The organism is Pseudomonas resinovorans NBRC 106553 (genome assembly GCF_000412695.1).
In the GTDB taxonomy this organism is placed as follows: Bacteria; Pseudomonadota; Gammaproteobacteria; order Pseudomonadales; family Pseudomonadaceae; genus Metapseudomonas; species Metapseudomonas resinovorans_A.
On the sequence record NC_021499.1, the window covers coordinates 984029 to 1006592 of the forward strand.

The 22564-nt window shown below is 64.3% G+C and carries 21 protein-coding genes; 12 read left to right on the plus strand and 9 right to left on the minus strand.

Features of this window, described 5'->3' with window-relative positions; all coding sequences use genetic code 11:
- Positions 1-40 precede the first annotated feature (40 nt).
- From rplU to PCA10_RS04575, 5 genes are all read left to right on the plus strand, one after another.
- On the plus strand, positions 41-352 hold the full coding sequence (rplU, locus tag PCA10_RS04555) for a 50S ribosomal protein L21 (protein WP_016490856.1): 312 nt from the start codon (positions 41-43) through the stop codon (positions 350-352).
- A gap of 24 nt (positions 353-376) precedes the next feature.
- On the plus strand, positions 377-634 hold the full coding sequence (gene rpmA, locus PCA10_RS04560) for a 50S ribosomal protein L27 (RefSeq protein ID WP_016490857.1): 258 nt from the start codon (positions 377-379) through the stop codon (positions 632-634).
- A 140-nt stretch (positions 635-774) separates the two neighbouring features.
- Positions 775-1992, plus strand: a complete 1218-nt coding sequence (cgtA, locus tag PCA10_RS04565; protein WP_016490858.1) for an Obg family GTPase CgtA — start codon at positions 775-777, stop codon at positions 1990-1992.
- 80 nt (positions 1993-2072) lie between these two features.
- The gene (gene proB, locus PCA10_RS04570; RefSeq protein ID WP_016490859.1) at positions 2073-3191 is read left to right on the plus strand and encodes a glutamate 5-kinase; all 1119 of its coding nucleotides are present in this window, start codon (positions 2073-2075) and stop codon (positions 3189-3191) included.
- A gap of 14 nt (positions 3192-3205) precedes the next feature.
- Positions 3206-3670 carry a CreA family protein gene (locus tag PCA10_RS04575; protein ID WP_016490860.1) on the plus strand — a complete coding sequence of 155 codons (465 nt, stop codon included), beginning with the start codon at positions 3206-3208 and terminating at the stop codon, positions 3668-3670.
- A gap of 112 nt (positions 3671-3782) precedes the next feature.
- On the opposite strand, the gene rpsT is transcribed toward PCA10_RS04575, so the two are convergent.
- Positions 3783-4058, minus strand: a complete 276-nt coding sequence (gene rpsT, locus PCA10_RS04580) for a 30S ribosomal protein S20 (protein WP_016490861.1) — start codon at positions 4056-4058, stop codon at positions 3783-3785.
- A gap of 218 nt (positions 4059-4276) precedes the next feature.
- On the opposite strand from rpsT, the gene murJ reads away from it, so the two are divergent.
- The 6 genes from murJ (at position 4277) to ispH (ending at position 11610) form a co-directional block, all read left to right on the plus strand.
- Positions 4277-5812, plus strand: a complete 1536-nt coding sequence (gene murJ, locus PCA10_RS04585; RefSeq protein ID WP_016490862.1) for a murein biosynthesis integral membrane protein MurJ — start codon at positions 4277-4279, stop codon at positions 5810-5812.
- Between the two features lie 110 nt (positions 5813-5922).
- Positions 5923-6861 carry a bifunctional riboflavin kinase/FAD synthetase gene (gene ribF, locus PCA10_RS04590; protein ID WP_016490863.1) on the plus strand — a complete coding sequence of 313 codons (939 nt, stop codon included), beginning with the start codon at positions 5923-5925 and terminating at the stop codon, positions 6859-6861.
- 15 nt (positions 6862-6876) lie between these two features.
- Complete coding sequence (gene ileS / locus PCA10_RS04595; RefSeq protein WP_016490864.1) at positions 6877-9711, plus strand: isoleucine--tRNA ligase; 2835 nt, start codon at positions 6877-6879, stop codon at positions 9709-9711.
- Entirely contained in the window at positions 9704-10207 is a 504-nt protein-coding gene (gene lspA / locus PCA10_RS04600; RefSeq protein ID WP_016490865.1) for a signal peptidase II, read from the plus strand. The genes ileS and lspA overlap by 8 nt, the downstream gene beginning before the upstream one ends.
- Positions 10200-10637: an FKBP-type peptidyl-prolyl cis-trans isomerase gene (locus PCA10_RS04605; RefSeq protein WP_016490866.1), complete on the plus strand. Its 438-nt coding sequence runs from the start codon at positions 10200-10202 to the stop codon at positions 10635-10637. Before lspA ends, PCA10_RS04605 begins: the two co-directional genes overlap by 8 nt.
- 28 nt (positions 10638-10665) lie before the next feature.
- On the plus strand, positions 10666-11610 hold the full coding sequence (gene ispH, locus PCA10_RS04610) for a 4-hydroxy-3-methylbut-2-enyl diphosphate reductase (RefSeq protein ID WP_016490867.1): 945 nt from the start codon (positions 10666-10668) through the stop codon (positions 11608-11610).
- A gap of 60 nt (positions 11611-11670) precedes the next feature.
- Here ispH and PCA10_RS04615 read toward each other — a convergent pair whose 3' ends face one another.
- The 7 genes from PCA10_RS04615 to PCA10_RS29195 all read right to left on the minus strand — a co-directional run bounded on the left by PCA10_RS04615 (position 11671) and on the right by PCA10_RS29195 (position 20051).
- The gene (locus tag PCA10_RS04615) at positions 11671-12108 is read right to left on the minus strand and encodes a type IV pilin protein (protein WP_016490868.1); all 438 of its coding nucleotides are present in this window, start codon (positions 12106-12108) and stop codon (positions 11671-11673) included.
- Entirely contained in the window at positions 12108-16913 is a 4806-nt protein-coding gene (locus PCA10_RS04620; protein ID WP_016490869.1) for a PilC/PilY family type IV pilus protein, read from the minus strand. The genes PCA10_RS04615 and PCA10_RS04620 overlap by 1 nt, the downstream gene beginning before the upstream one ends.
- A 22-nt stretch (positions 16914-16935) precedes the next feature.
- Positions 16936-17421 carry a PilX N-terminal domain-containing pilus assembly protein gene (locus tag PCA10_RS04625; RefSeq protein WP_016490870.1) on the minus strand — a complete coding sequence of 162 codons (486 nt, stop codon included), beginning with the start codon at positions 17419-17421 and terminating at the stop codon, positions 16936-16938.
- Positions 17418-18365, minus strand: a complete 948-nt coding sequence (locus tag PCA10_RS04630; RefSeq protein WP_016490871.1) for a PilW family protein — start codon at positions 18363-18365, stop codon at positions 17418-17420. The genes PCA10_RS04625 and PCA10_RS04630 overlap by 4 nt, the downstream gene beginning before the upstream one ends.
- Positions 18362-18952: a type IV pilus modification protein PilV gene (gene pilV, locus PCA10_RS04635; protein ID WP_016490872.1), complete on the minus strand. Its 591-nt coding sequence runs from the start codon at positions 18950-18952 to the stop codon at positions 18362-18364. The genes PCA10_RS04630 and pilV overlap by 4 nt, the downstream gene beginning before the upstream one ends.
- A complete protein-coding gene (locus PCA10_RS04640) occupies positions 18943-19437 on the minus strand; it encodes a GspH/FimT family pseudopilin (protein WP_016490873.1) in 495 nt (164 codons plus the stop codon). Before PCA10_RS04640 ends, pilV begins: the two co-directional genes overlap by 10 nt.
- Positions 19438-19517: 80 nt before the next feature.
- Positions 19518-20051 (minus strand): GspH/FimT family pseudopilin, encoded by a 534-nt coding sequence (locus PCA10_RS29195; protein WP_016490874.1) that lies wholly within the window; start codon positions 20049-20051, stop codon positions 19518-19520.
- A 53-nt stretch (positions 20052-20104) separates the two neighbouring features.
- On the opposite strand from PCA10_RS29195, the gene thiO reads away from it, so the two are divergent.
- Positions 20105-21214, plus strand: coding sequence for a glycine oxidase ThiO (gene thiO / locus PCA10_RS04650; RefSeq protein ID WP_016490875.1), 1110 nt, complete (start codon positions 20105-20107; stop codon positions 21212-21214).
- 10 nt (positions 21215-21224) lie between these two features.
- On the opposite strand, the gene PCA10_RS04655 is transcribed toward thiO, so the two are convergent.
- Positions 21225-22562: a sigma-54-dependent transcriptional regulator gene (locus PCA10_RS04655; RefSeq protein ID WP_016490876.1), complete on the minus strand. Its 1338-nt coding sequence runs from the start codon at positions 22560-22562 to the stop codon at positions 21225-21227.
- Positions 22563-22564: the final 2 nt, after the last annotated feature.

Here is a 22564-nt window from a genome sequence, read left to right on the forward strand (position 1 = left end):
TTATAAAGCGTCGGGTGAGCAGGTTTAACGGAGAAAATCCATGTACGCAGTTATCGTTACCGGCGGCAAGCAATACAAAGTCGCTGAAGGTGAATTCCTGAAGATCGAGAAGCTCGAAGTCGCCACCGGCGAATCCGTGACTTTCGATCGCGTCCTGCTGATCGGCAATGGCGAAGACGTGAAAATCGGTGCTCCGGTTGTAGATGGCGCCAAAGTAGTCGCTGAAGTGGTCTCCCAAGGCCGTCACGACAAAGTGCGCATCATCAAGTTCCGCCGTCGTAAGCACCACATGAAGCGCCAGGGCCACCGCCAGTGGTTCACTGAAATCAAAATCACCGGCATCCAGGCCTAATTTCCTTTTTGGAGGATTTGACTCATGGCACACAAAAAAGCTGGCGGTTCTACCCGCAACGGCCGCGACTCAGAAAGTAAACGCCTTGGCGTGAAGCTGTACGGCGGCCAGGTTGTCAAAGCTGGCAACATCATCGTGCGTCAGCGCGGCACCAAGTTCCACGCCGGCGTCGGTGTAGGCCTGGGCAAGGATCACACTCTGTTCGCGAAAGTGAATGGCGTGATCAAGTTCGAGGTCAAAGGTGCTTTCGGTCGCAAGTACGTAAGCATCGTCGCTGCCTAATCAGGTAAGCGCTGGAAAAGCCCCGTCTTGCGACGGGGCTTTTTCGTTTCTGCTTCATGGAAACTCTGCATCGGGCGGGGTTCCCTGTATCCTATGTGCTTTGTTTCACTAAACCCGTCCCCGTGGCGGGAGGCGTCCTGATGAAATTCGTCGATGAAGTATCGATCTTTGTAAAAGCGGGCGACGGCGGCAACGGCCTGATGAGTTTCCGTCGCGAAAAATTCATTGAGAAGGGCGGCCCCAACGGTGGTGACGGGGGCGATGGCGGCTCCGTATTCATGGAGGCCGATCCCAACCTCAATACCCTGGTGGACTACCGCTACACCCGTCGGTTCGACGCCCAGCGCGGCGAGAACGGCGGCAGCAAGGACTGCACCGGGCGCAAGGGTGAGGATCTGGTTCTGCCGGTGCCGGTAGGCACCACCATCATCGATGCCGGTACCCAGGAAATCATCGGCGACCTGACCAAGCCTGGTCAGCGGTTGATGGTGGCCCAGGGTGGCTGGCACGGCCTGGGCAACACCCGGTTCAAGTCCAGTACCAACCGCGCGCCGCGCCAGACCACCAACGGCAAGCCGGGCGAATCCCGCGATCTCAAGCTGGAACTGAAAGTGCTGGCCGACGTGGGGCTGCTGGGCTTGCCGAACGCCGGCAAGAGCACCTTCATTCGCGCGGTTTCCGCCGCCAAGCCGAAGGTTGCCGACTATCCGTTCACGACCCTGGTGCCGAACCTGGGTGTGGTCAGCGTGGGGCGCTTCAAGTCCTTCGTGGTCGCGGACATCCCCGGCCTGATCGAGGGTGCCGCCGAAGGCGCCGGCTTGGGTATTCGCTTCCTCAAGCACCTGGCGCGTACCCGCCTGTTGCTGCACATCGTCGACATGGCGCCGCTGGACGAAAGTGATCCGGCCGACGCTGCTGCGGTCATCATCGAGGAGCTCGGTCGCTTCAGTCCCGCCCTGACCGAGCGCGATCGCTGGCTGGTGCTGAACAAGGCCGACCAGTTGCTCGACGAGGATCGCGACACGCGCATGAAAGCCGTGCTCGAGCGCCTGGGTTGGGAGGGTCCGGTGTTCGTGATCTCCGCCCTGGAGCGCGAAGGCACCGAGGCGCTTTCCCAGGAAATCATGCGTTATCTCGATGAGCGGGCCCTTCGCATGGCGGAAGAGCCGGACTATGCCGAACAGCTCGCCGAGCTGGATCAGCGCATCGAGGACGAGGCCCGTGCCCGTCTGCAGGCGATGGATGACCAGCGTGCCCTGCGCCGCGCCGGTCTGAAGAACGCCGATGCTGATGATGACGACGATTTCGATGACGACGAGGATGACGGCGACGGGCCGGAAATCTTCTACGTACCCTGATCCTGGCACCGCCCGGTGCTGTGGGATGTTCGCATGGCCGCGCGCCTTGCCGCGCGGCCTTCTAGCTAAGGTTGGACGATATGCGGGACAAGGTGACTGGCGCGCAGCGCTGGGTGGTGAAGATCGGTAGTGCCTTGCTGACGGCCGATGGTCGCGGCTTGGATCGCTCGGCCATGGCGGTGTGGGTCGAGCAGATGGTCGCCCTGCGCGATGCGGGCGTCGAGCTGGTGCTGGTGTCCTCCGGTGCCGTCGCGGCTGGCATGAGTCGCCTGGGTTGGCAAAGCCGCCCAAGCGCCGTGCATGAGTTGCAGGCCGCCGCCGCGGTGGGGCAGATGGGCTTGGTGCAGGCCTGGGAATCCAGCTTTGCCGAGCTCGGCCGCCATACCGCACAGATCCTCCTGACCCACGATGACCTTTCCGATCGCAAGCGCTACCTGAACGCCCGCAGCACCCTGCGGACGCTGGTGGAGCTGGGTGCGATCCCGGTGATCAACGAAAACGACACTGTGGTCACCGACGAGATCCGTTTCGGCGACAACGACACCCTGGCCGCCCTGGTGGCGAACCTGGTGGAAGCCGATCTGCTGGTGATCCTGACCGATCGCGATGGCATGTTCGATGCCGATCCGCGCCACAACCCTGATGCCCAGCTGATTTTCGAAGCCCGTGCGGATGATCCCGCGCTGGATGCCGTGGCCGGTGGCACCGGTGGTGCCCTGGGGCGCGGCGGCATGCAGACGAAGCTGCGTGCGGCGCGTCTGGCGGCCCGTTCCGGCGCTCATACGGTGATAGTTGGCGGGCGCATCGAACGTGTGCTGGATCGCCTCAAGGCGGGCGAGCGCCTGGGTACCTTGCTGGCGCCCGAGCGCGGCATGCTGGCGGCGCGCAAGCAGTGGCTGGCTGGCCATCTGCAGACCCGCGGCGCTCTGGTGCTGGACGCGGGGGCGGTGAAAGCGCTGCGCGAGGATCGCAAGAGCCTGTTGCCGGTGGGCGTGAAGGCTGTTCAGGGCAGCTTCCGTCGCGGCGAAATGGTGGTGTGCGTTGGGCAGGATGGCGCGGAAATCGCCCGTGGCCTGGCCAACTACAGTGCCTTGGAGGCACAGAAGATCATCGGTCAGTCTTCCGACCTCATCGAGAAGCTGCTGGGCTATGTCGACGAGCCGGAGTTGGTGCATCGGGACAACCTGGTCCTGGTCTGAGCGGAGGGGCGGGAATGCGATTGATCAAGGGAATGGCGGCGCTCCTGCTGGCAGCGTCGCTGCCGGTGGCGGCCGAGGAGATCGGTACCGTCTCCACCGTATTCAAGTGGGTGGGGCCGAACGACAAGATCGTGGTCGAGGCCTTCGATGATCCCCGCGTGGAAGGGGTGACTTGCTACCTGTCCCGAGCCAAGACCGGTGGCGTGAAGGGTGGCCTTGGGCTGGCCGAGGATCGTGCCGAGGCGTCCATCGCCTGCCGTCAGGTGGGCCCTATCCGCTTCGATGGCGAGCTCAAGGATGGCGAGGAGGTTTTCAAGGAGCGCACGTCGCTGGTGTTCAAGACCATGCAGGTGGTGCGTTTCTTCGACCGCAAGCGCAACACCCTGGTGTACCTGGTCTATAGCGATCGCGTGATCGAGGGCAGTCCGCAGAACGCGGTGACCGCCATCCCTATCCTGCCCTGGCCGACCAAGCCCTGAGCTGGTTCTGAGTCAGCAAAAAGCCCGGGAGTCCCGGGCTTTTTTGTGTGCTGCATTTCATGCAGGCAATAAAAAACCGGCCAGAAGGCCGGTTTTTCGCAAGAACTCAAGCTTAGGCAGCAGCTTGACCGAGCGCCTTGATGTGGGCGTTCAGGCGGCTCTTGTGACGAGCGGCTTTGTTCTTGTGGATGATGCCTTTGTCGGCCATGCGGTCGATCACCGGTACAGCGGCGGTGAAAGCGGCTTGAGCCTTGGGCAGGTCCTTGGCGTCGAGAGCCTTGACCACGTTCTTGATGTAGGTACGTACCATGGAGCGCAGGCTGGCGTTATGGCTACGACGCTTCTCAGCCTGTTTGGCGCGTTTTTTGGCAGAAGGTGTATTGGCCACCGTCAAGCTCCTCGAATCTGGGGAATTGAATCAAATTAAGGCCGCGAATCATGCCGACGAGTCTTTGCCTTGTCAAGGGTGATCGGGTGGCTCGGGCGACGAGCGTAAGCTTTTCTCGCAGGATGCTTTTCTCCGGCCCGGACTCTACACTCGGCAGCCTTGACCGTCCCTCGGCCGTGCTGCCCGGCGGACCGCGCCTTTCCTGTCCGGACCACTGAATGAATCTGCTCAAGTCGCTGGCGGCCGTCAGCTCCATCACCATGCTTTCCCGCGTGCTGGGCTTCGTGCGCGACACCATCGTTGCGCGCTACTTTGGCGCCGGCATGGCCACCGACGCCTTCTTCGTCGCCTTCAAGCTACCCAACCTGCTGCGGCGCATCTTCGCCGAGGGCGCCTTTTCCCAGGCGTTCGTGCCGATCCTGGCCGAGTACAAGACTCAGCAGGGGGAGGAGGCGACCCGCACCTTCATCGCCTATATCGCCGGCCTGCTGACCCTGGTACTGGCGGTGGTGACCCTGCTGGGCATCCTCGCCGCGCCCTGGGTGGTGCGGGTGACGGCCCCCGGCTTCATCGACGACCCCGAGAAGTTCGCCCTGACCACCGACCTGCTGCGGGTGACCTTCCCTTACATCCTGCTGATCTCGCTGTCTTCCCTGGCCGGGGCGATCCTCAATACCTGGAACCGCTATTCGGTGCCGGCCTTCGTGCCCACGCTGCTCAATGTCAGCATGATCCTCTTCGCGCTGTTCCTGGTTCCGTACTTCGACCCACCCATCATGGCCCTCGGCTGGGCGGTGCTGGCCGGCGGTCTGGCCCAGCTGCTCTACCAGCTGCCCGCGCTGAAACGTATCGGCATGCTCGTGCTGCCGCGCCTGAACCTGCGCGACACCGGTGTCTGGCGCGTACTCAAACTGATGGGCCCGGCGATCTTCGGCGTGTCGGTGGGGCAGATCTCGCTGATCATCAACACCATCTTCGCTTCCTTCCTGGCGGCTGGCTCCGTGTCCTGGATGTACTACGCCGACCGCCTGATGGAACTGCCGTCCGGCGTGCTGGGCGTGGCCCTGGGCACCATCCTCCTGCCGTCCCTGGCCAAGACCTACGCCAGCGACGATCGCCACGCCTATTCCGCGCTCATGGACTGGGGCCTGCGCCTCTGCTTCCTGCTGGTGCTGCCCTGCATGCTGGCCCTGGCCCTACTGGCCGAGCCGCTGACGGTGGCGCTGTTCCAGTACGGCAAGTTCACCGCCCATGACGCCCTGATGACCCAGCGAGCCCTGATCGCCTATGCCGTGGGCCTGCTCGGGATCATCCTGGTGAAGGTGCTGGCGCCGGGGTTCTACGCCCGGCAGAACATCCGCACACCGGTGAAGATCGCTGTGTTCACCCTGGTGGTGACCCAACTGATGAACCTGGCGTTCGTCTTCCACCTGAAGCACGCCGGGCTGGCCCTGGCCATCAGCCTGGCCGCCTGCCTGAACGCTGGGCTGCTCTTCTGGCAACTGCGCAAACAGCAGCTGTTCCAGCCGCAGCCGGGCTGGGGGAAATTCCTCGCCAAGCTGTTGCTAGCGGTGCTGGTGATGTGCGGCGTGCTGCTGGCCGTGATGCAATGGTTGCCGGCCTGGGAGCAGGGCGGCATGACCGAGCGTCTGTTGCGCCTGGGACTGCTGGTGGGGGCTGGCGTGATCGCCTATTTCGGCATGCTGGCGGTGCTCGGCTTCCGTCTCCGTGACTTCGCCCGACGGGCGGTGTGATTCGCTGAGCGCGGGCTGGCGGCCGCTTGTCGCGCCGGCAGGCCTGTAGCGCCTGTTGTCCGGCGCCGGCTGTGCGTATAATCGACCACTTTGTGAACAAGACTTGTGCTATGCAGCTGGTTCGAGGCCTACACAACCTGCGGCCCCAACATCGGGGCTGTGTCGCCACCATCGGCAATTTCGACGGCGTGCACCGCGGCCACCAGGCCATTCTCAAGCGGTTGCGCGAGCGTGCGGCTGAGCTGGGTTTACCCTCGTGCGTGGTGATTTTCGAGCCGCAGCCCCGCGAATTCTTCGGTCCGGACACCGCGCCGGTCCGTCTCACGCGACTGCGCGACAAGCTCGAACTGTTGGCCCGGGAGGGCGTCGATCGGGTGCTCTGCCTGGCCTTCAATCGCCGTCTGCGCGAGCTCAGCGCCGCTGAGTTCGTACATGCCGTGCTGGTGGAAGGGCTTGGCGCGAAGCATCTGGAGATCGGCGACGATTTTCGTTTCGGCTGCGATCGGGCCGGTGATTTCGACTTTCTCCTGCAGGCTGGCGAAGCCGAAGGATTCAGCGTCGAAGCCGCGGCCACCGTGGAGCTGGATGGTCTGCGCGTCAGCAGCACGCGGGTCCGCCAGTCCCTGGCCGACGGCGATTTCGCCCTGGCCGAACGCTTGCTGGGGCGCCCCTTCACCATTACCGGACGGGTGTTGCACGGGCAGAAGCTCGGCCGCCAGTTGGGCACCCCGACCGCCAACGTGCAGCTCAAGCGCCGGCGGGTCCCGCTCAACGGCGTCTACCTGGTCAGCGTCGAACTGGAAGGCCGGCAATTGCCCGGCGTTGCCAACATCGGTGTGCGCCCCAGCGTCAAGGGCGACGGGCGCGCCCACCTGGAGGTTCACTTGCTGGACTACTCCGCCGACCTTTACGACCGGCGGATAAGCGTGACCTTCCACCACAAGCTGCGCGATGAGCAGCGTTTTGCCTCCCTGGAGGCGTTGAAGTCGGCGATCGATGCGGATGTCGCTGCCGCCCGTGCCTATTGGCAGGGTACTCAATCAAATTGAAGAGCCTGGACTGAAATGACCGATTACAAAGCGACCCTGAACCTGCCCGAGACGGCATTCCCGATGAAGGCCGGTCTGCCCCAGCGCGAGCCGGAACTGCTGCAGCGCTGGAACAGCATCGACCTGTACGGAAAGCTGCGCCAGATCGGTGAAGGTCGCCCGCGGTTCGTCCTGCACGATGGCCCGCCCTACGCCAACGGCAGCATCCACATCGGTCACGCGGTCAACAAGATCCTCAAGGACATCATCGTCCGTTCCAAGACCCTGGCGGGCTTCGATGCGCCCTACGTGCCAGGCTGGGATTGCCACGGCCTGCCCATCGAGCACAAGGTCGAGACCACCCACGGCAAGAACCTGTCCGCGGACAAGACCCGCGAGCTGTGCCGCACCTACGCCGCCGAGCAGATCGAAGGCCAGAAGGCCGACTTCATCCGCCTGGGTGTGCTGGGTGAGTGGGACAACCCCTACAAGACCATGGACTTCGCCAACGAGGCCGGCGAGATCCGTGCCCTGGCTGAAATGGTCAAGCAAGGCTTCGTGTTCAAGGGCCTGAAGCCGGTGAACTGGTGCTTCGACTGCGCCTCGGCCCTGGCTGAAGCGGAAGTGGAGTACGCCGACAAGAAGTCCGATGCCATCGACGTCGCCTTCCCCATCGAGGACGCCGACAAGCTGGCCGCCGCCTTCGGCCTGGCGAGCCTGGCCAAGCCGGCCGCCATCGTCATCTGGACCACCACTCCCTGGACCATCCCGGCCAACCAGGCGCTGAACGTCCACCCCGAATTCAACTACGCCCTGGTGGACACCGGCGCGCGCCTGCTGGTGCTCGCCGAGGAACTGGTGGAGTCCTGCCTGCAGCGCTACGGCCAGGAAGGCCAGGTCATCGCCACCGCCAAGGGCGAGGCGTTGGACCAGATCCGCTTCCGCCACCCCTTCTACGAGCGCCTGTCGCCGGTCTACCTGGCCGAGTACGTCGAGCTGGGCGCCGGTACCGGTATCGTCCACTCCGCGCCGGCCTACGGCGAGGACGACTTCCGTACCTGCAAGCACTACGGCATGAGCAACGACGACATCCTCAGCCCCGTGCAGAGCAACGGTGTGTATGTCCAGGACCTGCCGTTCTTCGGCGGCCAGTTCATCTGGAAGGCCAACCCGGCCATCGTCGCCAAGCTGGAAGAAGTGGGCGCGCTGCTCAAGCACGAGTCCATCAGCCACAGCTACATGCACTGCTGGCGCCACAAGACCCCGCTGATCTACCGCGCCACCGCGCAGTGGTTCGTCGGCATGGACAAGCAGCCGGAGCAGGGCGCCACCCTGCGCGAGCGTGCGCTCTCCGCCATCGAGCAAACCGAGTTCGTTCCCACCTGGGGCCAGGCGCGCCTGCACGGCATGATCGCCGGCCGCCCGGACTGGTGCATCTCGCGCCAGCGCAACTGGGGCGTGCCGATTCCGTTCTTCCTGCACAAGGCCACCGGCGACCTGCACCCGCGTACCGTCGAACTGATGGACGAGGTCGCCAAGCGCGTCGAGCAGGAAGGCATCGAGGCCTGGTTCAAGCTCGACGCCGCCGAGCTGCTCGGTGACGAGGCCGGCCAGTACGACAAGATCAGCGACACCCTGGACGTCTGGTTCGACTCCGGCACCACCCACTGGCACGTGCTGCGTGGCTCCCACGCCGAGCTCGGCCATGCCAGCGGCCCGGCCGCCGACCTTTACCTGGAAGGCTCCGACCAGCACCGCGGCTGGTTCCACTCGTCCTTGCTCACTGGCTGCGCCATCGACGGCCACGCGCCGTACCGCCAGTTGCTGACCCACGGCTTCACCGTGGACGAGTCCGGCCGCAAGATGTCCAAGTCCCTGGGCAACGTGATCGCCCCGCAGCAGGTCACCGACAGCCTTGGCGCCGACATCCTGCGCCTGTGGGTCTCGGCTACTGACTACTCCGGCGAGATGGCCGTATCCCAGCAGATTCTCCAGCGCAGCGCCGATGCCTACCGCCGCATCCGCAACACCGCGCGCTTCCTGCTGGCCAACCTGAACGGCTTCGATCCGGTCCGCGACCTGCTGCCCGCCGAGGACATGCTGGCCCTGGACCGCTGGGCCGTCGACCGCGCCCTGCTGCTGCAGCGCGAACTGGAAGAGGCCTACGGCGAATACCGCTTCTGGAACGTCTACTCCCGCGTGCACAACTTCTGCGTGCAGGAACTGGGCGGCTTCTACCTCGACATCATCAAGGACCGCCAATACACCACCGCCGCCGACAGCGTGGCGCGTCGGTCCTGCCAGACCGCGCTGTTCCACATCGCCGAGGCGCTGGTGCGCTGGGTCGCGCCGATCCTGGCCTTCACCGCCGAGGAAATCTGGCAGTACCTGCCGGGCGAGCGCAACGAGTCGGTCATGCTCAACACCTGGTATCAGGGACTGTCCGAGCTGCCGGAAGGCTCCGAGCTGGGCCGCGAGTTCTGGGAACAGGTCATGGCCGTCAAGGCGTCGGTCAACAAGGAACTGGAGAACCTGCGCAGCAGCAAGGCCATCGGCGGCAACCTGCAAGCCGAAGTGACCCTGTTCGCCGAGGAAGGCCTGGCCGCCAACCTGGCCAAGCTGGGCAACGAACTGCGCTTCGTGCTGATCACCTCCGTTGCCGAAGTCCAGCCGCTGGCCAGCGCCCCGGCCGACGCGGTGGAAACCGAGGTCGCCGGCCTCAAGCTGAAGATCGCCAAATCCGGCCATGCCAAGTGCGGCCGTTGCTGGCACCACCGCGCCGACGTCGGCCAGTTCGTGAAGCACCCGGAACTGTGCGGCCGTTGCGTGGAAAACATCGATGGCGCCGGCGAGGTTCGTCACTATGCCTAAGTCATACGGCCGCCTCGGCTGGCTCTGGCTGACCGCGCTGGTGTTCGTGCTGGACCAGGCGACCAAGTGGTACTTCGAGACCGAACTCGATCTCTACCAGCAGATCGTGGTCATTCCCGACTACTTCAGCTGGGTGCTGGCCTACAACACCGGCGCTGCCTTCAGCTTCCTCGCCGACAGCTCCGGCTGGCAGCGCTGGCTGTTCGCCGTGATCGCCATCGGCGTCAGCGGCGTGCTGGTGGTCTGGCTGAAGCGCCTGAAACCCGAGGAAACCTGGCTGGCCATCGCGCTGGCCCTGGTCCTGGGCGGCGCGTTGGGCAACCTCTTCGACCGCGTGGTGCTCGGCCACGTAGTCGACTTCATCCTGGTGCATTGGCAGGACCGCTGGCGTTTCCCGGCGTTCAACCTGGCCGATAGCGCCATCACGGTCGGTGCCCTGATGCTGGCACTGGATATGTTCAAAACCAAGAAGTCCGGAGAACCTGCCCATGACTGAACATCGCATAGGGCCGGATATGGAAGTCACCCTGCATTTCGCCATCAAACTGGATAACGGTGACGTGGTGGACAGCACCTTCCAGAAGAACCCCGCCACCTTCAAGGTGGGCGACGGCAACCTGCTGCCGGGCTTCGAGGGCGTGCTGTTCGGCCTCAAGAGCGGCGACAAGCGTGTCCTGGCCATCGAGCCTGAACAGGGCTTCGGCCAGCACAACCCGCAGAACGTGCAGGTGATGCCCCGTGGCAACTTCCAGGACATGGAGCTTTCCGAAGGCCTGCTGATCATCTTCAATGACGCCGCCAACGCCGAGTTGCCCGGCGTGGTGAAGCTCATCGACGACTCCCACGTGACCATCGACTTCAACCACCCCCTGGCCGGCAAGCCGCTGTCCTTCGAGGTGGAGATCCTGTCGGTCAGGCCGGCCTGAACCGCCTGCGGCCGGACGAGGTAACAGCATGCAAATCAAACTCGCCAATCCCCGCGGCTTCTGCGCCGGCGTCGATCGCGCCATCGAGATCGTCAACCGCGCGCTGGAAGTCTTCGGCCCGCCGATCTACGTGCGCCACGAAGTGGTGCACAACAAGTTCGTGGTCGAAGACCTGCGTGCCCGTGGCGCCGTGTTCGTCGAGGAGCTCGACCAGGTGCCGGACAACGTCATCGTCATCTTCAGCGCCCACGGCGTCTCCCAGGCCGTGCGCCAGGAAGCCGACCGTCGCGGTCTGAAGGTGTTCGATGCCACCTGCCCGCTGGTGACCAAGGTGCACATGGAAGTCGCGCGCTACAGCCGCGACGGCCGCGAGTGCGTGCTCATCGGCCACGCCGGCCACCCCGAGGTGGAAGGCACCATGGGCCAGTACGACGGCAGCAACGGCGGCGCCATCTACCTGGTGGAGGATGAGGCGGACGTCGCCAGGTTGCAGGTGCGCAACCCCGAGGCCCTGTCCTTCGTCACCCAGACCACGCTGTCCATGGATGACACCAGCCGGGTCATCGATGCACTGCGGAGCAAGTTCCCCAGCATCGGAGGCCCGCGCAAGGACGACATCTGCTACGCCACGCAGAACCGCCAGGACGCGGTCAAGCAACTGGCCCACGAGAGTGACGTGGTGCTGGTGGTCGGCAGCCCCAACAGCTCCAACTCCAACCGCCTGCGCGAGCTGGCCGAGCGCCTGGACACCCCCGCCTACCTGATCGATGGCGCAGAGGACCTCAAGCGCGAATGGTTCGAAAATGCCCAGCGCGTCGGCATCACCGCCGGCGCTTCGGCCCCCGAAGTGCTGGTGCAGGGCGTGATCGAGCAACTGCGGGAGTGGGGCGCGGAAGTCGCGGTCGAACTGGACGGCCGGCCGGAGAATGTGACCTTCTCCATGCCCAAGGAACTGCGGGTGAAGGCGCTCTGAGCCTTTCCTGCGTATAAATAAAACGGGGCCCTTGGGCCCCGTTTTTATTTGGCTGCTGCCTCAGTTCGACGGGCAGCGGTCCCAGGCGTTTACCAGGGCACCACCGCCGGCGCGAGCACCGGTGGAGGTCAGGGTCAGCGTATTGGCGTTGCCGTTCCACAGGCCGCCCGCGACGGGCGTGGCCGAGATGGAGAAGGCAGTCGCGGACGCGGCGCCCACCACCAGGTTGAACTGCGCCCGGCCTTGCTCCGGGCTCTGGGTCGCATAGATATCGGGTACACCGTTGGTCGCAGCCCCGACATAGGTGCCCTGTTGCGCCCGGAAGCGCTCCATGGCATTGGCCAGGCCTGTGAGCGAGGCTTTCGCAGCCTCGCAGGCATTGCGGCGCAAATAGCCCTGGTATGCGGGGTAGGCGATGCTGGCGAGAATGGCGACCACCACTACCGCGATCATCAGCTCGATCAGGGTGAATCCGCGCATCTGTCTTGGCTTGCTCATCAGTTGTCATCTATCCAGTAGGTGGATTCCTGGTAGGGGCCCTTGATGGTCTTGCACACGGTGCCGATACACAGCACCCACGGACCATTCTCGTCGCCACCACCACCGCTGCCACCCCCGTTATCCGGCAGGAGGAATACCGGCTTGGGCGGAATACCGCTGGTTTTCAGCAGGGTAGAGCGATCGGCCTTTTCCGGCGTGCCGTCCACGTTGTCCGCCGCCGGTGTGGCGTCGAACAGGTTGACCGTGTACGCCCGAGAGATGCCCTGGGCCGCGCGGCAGGAGTTGATGCTCGCCGTGGGTTCGTAGGTGGTGAACACCAACAGCCCGGCAAAGGTGGCGGAATCCGACAGAACCTTCTCGCCAGGGTTTTCCAGGCGGATGAACCAGCCGCCGGACGTCCGGGTGAAGGCGGTGGACGCCGTCTGCTGCTGCGAATTGCTGCCTTCCTGGATCAGGTTGTCAGTCGCGTCGTACATGCTCGATTCGGTCAACGTCGTGTGGGTGTTGGCCGCATCGGTGGTGGGGTTGTACACCAGGGGCGTCCGGAAGGAATAGAAACGATCCTGGGTTACGGCGTTCAGCGGGTGTCCGCGATAACCCGAGCCGATGTTCACGGTCAGGGTACGGGTGCCGTTGATGTTTAGCAGCGAGACGTCGGGCTCGTTATAGAAACGGCGCAGCTTGCGCTCCAGTTCGGCGGGCGTTTCGCTGCCGGTATCCGCGGCTATGACGTCGGCGAAGACGCCATCGTTGGCATCCGGCGCACCGGAGCCGTTGCCGTTCACCGGGCTTACCAGCGAACTGGCGGCGCTGCCGTTGTTGATGAAGAAGCGCCAGATCTGGCCACCCATGTCGCCGACGAAGAACTGGTCCGCCTTGCCATCGCGGTCGATGTCGATCACGCGAATCGGGGCGGGGATGCTGTATTGCATCTTGTTCAGGGTCAGGGTGTGGCCGCTGGTGGCGCTGGCGGACCAGATGAGGGCGCCGGTGGTGGCATCGACGATGTAGATGGCGTTACCCATGCCATCGGCAGTACGCGCTTTCACGTTGTCCTGGTTCTTGTCGTAACCACCGCCGAAGATCAGCACCTTGGTGGCGGTGCCGCCCACGTTGATGGTGGTCAACACAGGTGTCGACCAGGTTTGGCCTAGGCGTTCGAAGCCTGGGGTCGGGGTCTGGGGTTGGGTAGTGTTAACGCTAGCGCCCCTGATGAACCAACGCATCTTGGGTGCGGTGCGATCGGTGACGTCCAGTGAGTACAGGTTACTGCCGCCGCGGCCCATGGTGGCGTAGGCGTACACGAACTCGCCGGAGTTAAGGCCGGTCAGCTGGCGCGGCGTATCGGTGGAAGCAGGGTCGCGGCCGCCATAGATCACGCCGTTGTTGTTGGCGTCGTTGGCCCAGATCACCACGCTGTTATCCATGCCATAGATGCGCGGTTTTACCGACGTGGACTTGGCATCGACCATCAGTGGCTTGATGTTGGGCAGCAGCTCCTGGGGCATGAAGGCGAACTGCTCGACGCCGTTGCTGGTGTTGATGGCATGGACCATGCCTTCGTTGGTGCCGACGAAGGCGGTCTGGTCCTCATCCGAGCACGCGGTCAGTGCGGCGTTGCTGAAGGTGTTGCATTTGTAGGTCAGCAGGCGCGGCACCGAGTGCAGCGGGTCGCCCATGGCGTTACGGGCGGTGTTGTCGGTATTCAGGCCCCTGATCCAGTTGATCAACTGAGTGCGTTCGGTCGTGCTCGATGCACCCAGCAGCGACTCGGTCAGATTGGTGTTGGCGGTGTTCAGGCGGTGAGCCTGCGCATCCAGGCTGACGGCACTGCTGGGGCTGTTGCCGATATAGGTGAAGAGACTGCGGCCGGCGGCGGCTGGCATATTTGCCGCCGCACCACCAAGTTCCGTGTTGCCGCCGTCGTCGCCCGTGCTCCAGAAGCTGCGGGCGGTGCTCTTGAAGAAACCGGTCAGCGGGTCGATGGCGGCAATGTTGTCGGCGTCCAGTACCTCGCTGCCGGTGGTATTGGTCAGCTTGTAGCGCTTCAGGTTGCCGATCCAGCGGTCGTTTTCCGATGGTTTGAACAGGGCGAAGTAGATTTCGTTGCGGTTGGTCTGGCGGTTGAACTGGTTCACCGTTGCGCCGGGGCTGACGAAGGTGGTGTCGGTGGCCAGCACTTCCTGGATGATCCGGTTGAACGCAGTGCTCAGCTCGGATGCGGATTCCGCCGTATAGGTGGCGCCGCCGCCGTTCGTCGCCACTTCACGGAGGAACGCCTTGATGTTTGCGCTGGCGGTATCGCCGCTGGCGTCCAGGGCGAAGCCTACGGTGTGGGTGATGACGTTGTTCTTGCCGTCGATGTTGGGGGCCTGGTCGTTCGCGTAGAGGTAGGTGGCCAGGTCCCTGGCACAGCGCTCCCCATCGTCCGCCGAGGCACAGCTGGCATTGATCATGGAAGCGATGCCGTTCTTGGCGGTGTCGGTGTTGTTGTTGGCCTGGCCGTCGGTAAGCAGCACCACATGGTTGGCCTGGCAGGTGCTGTTGATGGGCGTCGGCCTGCCGGAGATCGAGCCCTTCAGGTAGCGGGCGGCGTCATAGAGGGTCGGGACGATCGGCGTGCCGTCCTCGGCGTACATGTTCTGCACCAGGGCGTTCACATGGCTGCGGACGGTAGTGGACAGGCCGCCGTTGCGAATCTTCAGGCGCAACTTGATGGACTGGGTCGGGTTCGTCTCGAAGGCGGTCGCCGTGAGCGTGCTGGTGGCCGTGTGACGGAGGAACATGGTCAGGGCATTGCCCCGGGTCCAGCTGTTGGACACGCTGAAGATCGAGGTCAGGGACGAAGCCAGGCCGGCGATATCGCAGGTAACAGGCTGGCCCGCCACCCAGCCAGTGGTGTTGTTGATCTGGCATTGCACTTCACTGGTGCGGCTGTTGCGGTTGCTGAAGTTGTTGTTGCCGGTGGTGAAGGCCGCCGAGTTGTTGCTGTTCTGGAAGCTGATCAGGCTGGTCTGGGAAGGGCTGTTGACCGTGGCGGCTGGTGTGATCACCACCTTGGCTTCCATGATCTCCGCCCCCGGGTTGATCGGCAGGTTGTCGAAACGCGCGCCGATTTCGCGGGTAGTCAGGGGCAGGGTCAGGGCACCGAGGGTCACGGCGCCGGAACTGTTCTGGTGGCCGTCGCCCTTCTCATCGGTGATGCGCGTTTCGACGATGGAGTTGAAGCAGCCACCGGTGCCGCCGGTGTAGCTCACCGTCAAGGTCGGTTGCAGGCCGCCGGCACCATCGAAGCTGCTGGCCGAGATGGCGCCGTTGGTGGACGTGGGGTCCAGGTAGAAGGCCATTGCGTTGTTGCCACACCATCCGGTGAGACCGACGACTTCCTGGACCTGGGCGGTGACATCCGGCCCCTGGATGGGCGCCGGTGTCGCCTGGAGTGGCCAGTTGTTGGGCGACCAGGTTGTCAGGGCGTTGGTCTTGCTTCTCGAGCGCAGGTCTTCCCCAGCGGTGAAGCCGTTGGCGTTGCCTTGCCGCTCTGCCTTGACCTCGAAGGTCGGGAACGGCGTGGTAGTGGTGGCGGCCGGGACGAAACTGATCCGAGCCTCAGTGATGGTGGCCCCCTGGGGAATGCCCACATCCTGGAAACGCAGTGCACCCATGCGCTGCTCCGGCGCGTAGCCGGGGTTGGTGTAGCGGATCACCAGGGTCGGGGCGTTGCCGGTGGAGCAGTTCTCGGCGCAGAAGGTGTAGTCCTGGTTATTGTTGTTGTTGCTGTTTGGCGTGAGTCGGACGAACACCCCGGTGATGGGCGAGTTGGTCGGGTTGGTCGCCGGTGTACTGGTGCGCAGCGTCTGGATCAGGCCGGTGATATCCATGCGTACCCGGTTGCCGCTGGTCCACCCCGATGCCTGGGTGGTGGTGCTGGTCAGGTAGGTACGGGTACCGAGGGTGTTGTTGTCGTTCAGGGCCGCGGGCGCCTTGCTGCGCTCCATCTGCACGTTGAACGTGGGATTGCGGCGGTTGGACTGGGTCGGCGTATTGGTCGGCGTGACCTCGATATAGGCCTCGCTGATGGTGGAGTTGCCCGGTACGTTCAGATCCTGGAAGTTGAACAGGGGCTCCTCGGGCGCGCTTCGCTTCAGGTTGAGGTCGGTCTTGGCCGTGTTGGTGCAGCGCAGCGTGCCTGAGCGACTGGGCGGGCTCAGACGGCAGGCGTACTCGGTGTTGCTGACTGTGACCCGGTAGAAGCTGCCGGTGGTGGTCAGCACCGAGGTCCCGGCGCTACCGTCGATGTCCTGGAGCGAACTGATGGTCCCCATTACCAGCGTCGGGTCGGTGGTCACCGCCGCATGGGTAACGCTGCCTTGGGTGGCGTCGTCGGTGCTGGCGCGGATCCCGGGCGTGGTGGCCACCAGGTCGGCGTTGCCGGGAAGCGGCTGATCGATGTAGGTCACCGGATAGACGAAGCGGGAATCGCCGTACGCGGCGCGGCTGTTCAGGACCATGACGCCGACGTTGATATCGCGGGTATGGCTCATGATGTCCTGGAAGGATGCCTTCAGGACGTCCATGCGCGATTGCTGCGAGCCGGTGGCGGTGTTGTTGCTGTTCAGGCGCCAGTTCATCGAGCCGGAGTTGTCGAGCACGAACAGGACGTTCGGGCGGATGCCGCTGTCGATTGCCGGGCCGCCGAAGAAGATCTCGGTGTCGTCGGCGTAGCTGTTGGCGCCGCTGAACAGCAGCAGGCCGGCCATGAGGCTGACGGTGAAGCGGGAGGTGGTGTCGAGCTTCTTGTGCATTGTTGATTCCCTCAGCACTGCATCAGCGTATTTCTACGGTCATGTAGCCCTGGCGGTGCAAGGCGTTGGTATTGCTGTTGTCGATGGTGGTCGCGCTCTTGTCGAGGGAGGCACTGCTGGTGAGGTCATAGGTCATCACCATGGGCGTGCCGCTGCCTTCGCGGAGCGAGTAACCGTCTTCCACCTTCGCAGCGACGACTACTCGGGTCCTGGCGGTGCGATCGGCCTCTTCGCTGTCGTTGCCGCAGGCGTTGTCGAGGTCCCGGCAGTAGCGGTAGGTCTGGTCAGCCGGCGGGGCGACGTAGCTGGAGATCATCGCGATCGTATTGGCCAGGCCGTTCTCCGCCGCCTGGAAGGCCGTATTGGCCTGCTGCGCGTTCGACGACATGCGCTCCTGCAGGGCCGAGGTGGAGGCTGCTGTGACCGCGAGCGTCGTGAGGATCAGCAGCAGCACCAGGCTGATCAGCAGGACCGCTCCTTGCTGAGAGTTCCGGGCGATGCGGGTCATTGGCGGTTCCTCAATTCGATGGCTGTGGTGAACACCCGGCGAAGGCGCTGGTCGCCCGCTGCGGCGAGCGCTGTGTTCTGGCCGAGGTTGGCGATGGACAATGTCTGGGTGCTGGTGCCGCTGGCCGCGTTTTCGGGGCTGGAGATGACCAGGCTGAGCTGCAGCTGGGTCACCTGCTCGCGCAGCGTGCTGGTCAGGCTGCTCGCGTTGACCCAGCGGGTCTGGCCGCTGGCGCGAATGCCGTAGAGCACCTGGAAGTTCTCGGCGTCGGCGATCAGCTCCTGTGCGCCCGAGCCATCGTGGTTGTTGCGGCACAGTCCCCGGCCGGAGGCGCAGATGGCAAAGGTGGATTGGTTGACCCGATAGAGCCTGGCGCCTGGGGCGATACCGCTGAAGTTCGAGTTGGCGGTGGTGATGCTGGTCACGTTGCTGCCGGCCGCGCTGGGCTTGAAGATCACGACGTTCAGGCAGTCGGTCAGGAGGAATGTCTGGTCCGCCGTGAAGCTGATTGCGCTGGGCAGGGTGAGCGTGCTGCTGGTAATCCCGGCTACGGTGATGGGAGCAGGGGCGGCATAGCGGACGGTCAGTGTGTCGCTGGCGGTCGCGGCTCCTTCGATGGAACCGCCATTGGCGGCGGTTTCGTTGCGCACGCCAAAGGCGTCCCGCGGGAAGATCAGGCTGGAACCGCTGCGGGTCGCGATGCTGCTGCTGGCGCAGCCCTGGTAGCCGGTTCGGCGGATATCCCGCTTGAGTACTTCGAGTGCGACGCGGCCGCTTTCCTGAAGGCGAGACAGGGCGCTGTTGGCGCGATCCGACGAACTGGCGTCGCTGAAAATCTGCAATACACCCAGCAGGAGCAGGCTGCTGAGCAGAATGGCCACCATCAGCTCGACCAGGGAGAAGCCCCGGCTACGACGGCCGATGTGCATGGTCATGGAGCTCATAGGTCAACCCTCAACTGGAAGAAGCAACGAGCGTTTGCGGCGCTATCCGGCGTGCCTGCGATGACCGTGTCGGTTGCATCGTCGACCACGCCATTACAGGCATAGCTGCCGTCACTCTCGGTTTCCCTGGCGTTGACGCTGGGCGTCCAGCTGACGGTGATGAGGTAGCGGCGGCCATTGCGTTGCACCGTGCCCGCTCCGCCGGGCAGCACCGCCACATAGGCGTCGCCATCCTGTCCCACGCCGTTGACGTCCTGGAAATTCTCCTGCCATTCGCGAAGATCGATGTCGGCGATGTTGGCTGTGGTGCAGCCGGTGGTCTTGCAGCCTGGGTCCGACGGCGGGGTGCTGGTCAGGTCGAACAGGTAATCGTCCGCGCCGCTGGCCAGGGTGCGGTTGAGGCGCAGCCGATCCGCCATGTCATAGGCGATCAGGCTGGCTTGGCCCCGCTGGTAGGCGTTCTGGTTGGATTGCAGGCTGGTCATCATCAGGCTGACCATTCCCAGCAGGCCGATGGCCAGGATGAGCAGGGCGATCAGTACTTCGATCAGGGTGAAGCCGCGACTTCTGGACTGCATTAGCGGCATGCAACGTCTCCCGCTTGAAAGGCCCGGCTGCGCGACTGGCCCGCCGTGTTGATCAGAATGGTTCGGGAATTCGCGTCACCCCGGCTGTCGCAGACGCGAAGGGCGCCGCCATTCGCGGTAGTCCCGTCGATGGCGAAGGTGATCGAGTTGGCACCCGAGAGGCTCAATGCACCATTGGCCACGGCCGGTGTAACCCGAACCACGGTGGCATCCGATAGCCGAACCAGAACGCCGACGTTCCAGTCGGTGCCAGCGGCGGCGCAAGTCGACTGATTCGTGGTTGGGCAGACGGTCGTCACCTTGCGTTGGGTAACGGCTTCACTGCGCGCCAGTTGAAGGACTCCCAGCAGCCCGTTGGTCTGGGATGTCATTCGGTTGTTCATGATCAGGGTCTGGAAGCCGGGATAGCCGATACTTGCCAGAATCGCCACGATGGCGATCACGACCATCAGTTCGATCAGTGTGAATCCTTTTCGCGAATGCATTGCCGCTTTCCGTTTCTGCCTGGGAGAACCCTACCCGATGAACGGATTATCGGCGCAATTGAAATGACCAGCGAGCAGAATCAACGACGAGTTGCTGCCAAGTTGCACCCATCTTGGCTAGAGGGTGCTCGAGTTCTCACTCTGCCTGATAGGTTGATCACGACAGCCATGAGCGGGGTATCAGCGTGGCAAATGGTGAAGGTGCCGTTGCTCGCCAGCGTCGTTCCGTCGGGTTGGTATTGCACGAAGCGTGTTGATCGAAAACTGCGCCAATGGATGTCCAGTGCTCGGTCCAGTGGAATCACCTTGAGCAGTTCTTCGCCGGCGTCCAGTTGGCCATTGCGGTTCTCGTCCACGAACACCAGGAGTTGTTCGTTCCAGTGCGTGGCCGCGTTGCAGGTGGACACCCCCGCACATATCCCCACCACCTTGCGCTCCATCACCGCTGTGCCGCGTGCATAATGCAGCGCCCCGAGCAGCTGGTTGACGGCTGCGGCCTGGCGGTTGCGCTCCAGGGTCGAGACGAAGGAGGGCGCGGCGAGGCCCAGCAGGATGCCCGCGATCAGCAGGCAGAACAGCAGTTCGACGAGGGAATGGCCTCTGGGCTGTTTCATGGTCGGCGTCCTTGCCGGGGTATGTGAGCAGCAGTCTAAGTTGGGAGTTTTTGATGCCAACCGATGTAGGAAAAAGCGTCGCCATCGTGGGGGGCGGTGCCCTGGGTCTTCTCAGTGCCCTGGAGCTGGCCCGCGACGGGTTGCAGGTGTGCCTGATCGAGCGCGGCAGCACCGGGCGCGAAGCTTCATGGGCGGGGGGCGGTATCGTTTCGCCGCTCTATCCCTGGCGTTACGGCCAGGCGGTCACGGCCTTGGCCCATTGGTCCCAGGACTTTTACCCACAGCTCGGTGAGCGCCTGCTCGCGGAAACAGGGATCGATCCCGAGGTTCACGAGACGGGTTTGTACTGGCTCGACCTGGACGACGAAGCCGATGCACTGGCCTGGGCGGCGCGCGAAGGGCGGCCACTTGCGCCCGTGGCGATGGATGCGGTGCATGCCGCCGTGCCGCCGCTGGGGCCGGGGTTTGGTCGGGCCATCTATATGTCCGGCGTGGCCAATGTGCGCAATCCGCGTCTGACCCGTGCGCTACGCGAGGCGCTGTTGCGGTTGCCGAATGTGTCGCTGCGGGAGAACTGCGCGGTGCGTGGTTTCGTGCGCCGGGACGGGTGTGTGCTCGGCGTGGAGACCGACCAGGGCGAGGTGCTGGCTGACCGCGTGGTGCTGGCCGCCGGTGCCTGGAGCGGCGAATTGCTGGGTCAGCTCGGCCTGGCGCTGCCGGTGGAGCCGGTGAAGGGGCAGATGATCCTCTTCAAGTGCGCCGCCGACTTTCTGCCGGCCATGGTGCTGGCCAAGGGGCGCTACGCGATTCCGCGCCGGGATGGCCACATCCTGGTAGGTAGCACCCTGGAGCACGCCGGTTTCGACAAGACGCCCACCACGGACGCGCTGGAAAGCCTCAAGGCCTCGGCCTTCGAGTTGCTGCCGCAACTGGCGGATGCGGAGTTGGTGGGGCACTGGGCGGGGCTGCGTCCCGGTTCGCCGGAAGGCATTCCCTTCATCGGCCCGGTGCCGGGCGCCGAGGGCCTCTGGCTGAACTGCGGCCACTACCGCAACGGGCTGGTGCTGGCGCCGGCCTCCTGCCGCCTGCTGGCGGACCTGATGCTGGGCCGCGAGCCCATCATCGATCCGGCGCCCTACGCACCGGAAGGGCGACTGGCCTAAAGGCTGGGCATCAATCGATGCCCAGCTTCTTCAGGCGATAGCGCATCGAGCGGAAGGTCAGGCCCAGGCGCTGCGCCGCTGCGGTGCGGTTCCAGCGGGTTTCCTCCAGCGCCTGCATGATCAGCTTGCGCTCGACGCCTTCCAGGTAGTCTTCCAGGTTGTCGATCTGCGCCAGGTTGGCCTCGCCGTTCTCGGCGGCTCCGCTGGCATCCGCCAGACGCAGGTCGCGAGCCTGTATCTGGTCATCCTCGCAGAGGGTGTAGGCGCGTTCGAGCATGTTCTCCAGCTCGCGCACGTTGCCCGGGAAGCGGTAGCACTTGAGCTTATCCAGTGCCTCGGGGGCCAGGCTGGCGACGTGCAGCCCGCTTTGCTGGGCCAGGCGCTTGAGCATGCTGTCGACCAGCAGCGGGATATCCTCGCGGCGTTCGCGCAGTGGCGGCACGCTGAGTTCGATGACGTTGAGCCGGTAGTAGAGGTCCTGGCGGAAGCGGCCTGCGGCCACCTCGGCGGCCAGGTCCTTGTGGGTGGCGCTGAGGATGCGTACATCCACCACCACCTCCTGCTGGCCACCGACGGCGCGTACGGCCTTTTCCTGGATGGCGCGCAGCAGTTTCACCTGCATCGGCAACGGCAGGTCGGCCACTTCATCGAGGAACAGGGTGCCGCCGTTGGCCGCCTGGAACAGCCCCTGTTTGTCTTCCACGGCGCCGGTGAAGCTGCCTTTCTTGTGGCCGAAGAATTCGCTTTCCATCAGTTCGGAGGGGATGGCGCCGCAGTTGACCGGCACGAAGGGCTGGTCGGCGCGGGGGCCCTGTTCGTGGATCAGGCGCGCCACCAGTTCCTTGCCGCTGCCCGATTCGCCGCTGATGTAGACCGGCGCCTGGCTGCGGGAGAGCTTCTGGATCTGCTTGCGCAGGGCGTTCATCGGCGGCGAGGCGCCCAGCAGGCGGCCGTCTACCGGCGCTTCGCCGTCTTCCGGGGTGCTCAGGCGCAGGGCGGTGTTGACCAGCTCACGCAGGCGGCCGAGGTCCACCGGTTTGGTGACGAAGTCGAAGGCACCGGCCTTGAGGGCGTTCACGGCGGTGTCGAGGCTGCCGTAGGCGGTGATCATCGCCACCGGTACCAGGGGATGGCGCTGCTGGATGTGCTGCACCAGTTCCAGGCCGGTGCCGTCGGGCAGGCGCATGTCGGTCAGGCACAGGTCGAAGGGCTCGCGCGCCAGCCACTCGCGGGCTTCCTTGAGGTTGCGGGCACTGCGGGTGTCGAGCTTCATCCGCCCGAGGGTGATCTCCAGCAATTCGCGGATATCGGGCTCGTCGTCGACGATCAGGGCTCTCTGTCGGGTCATGG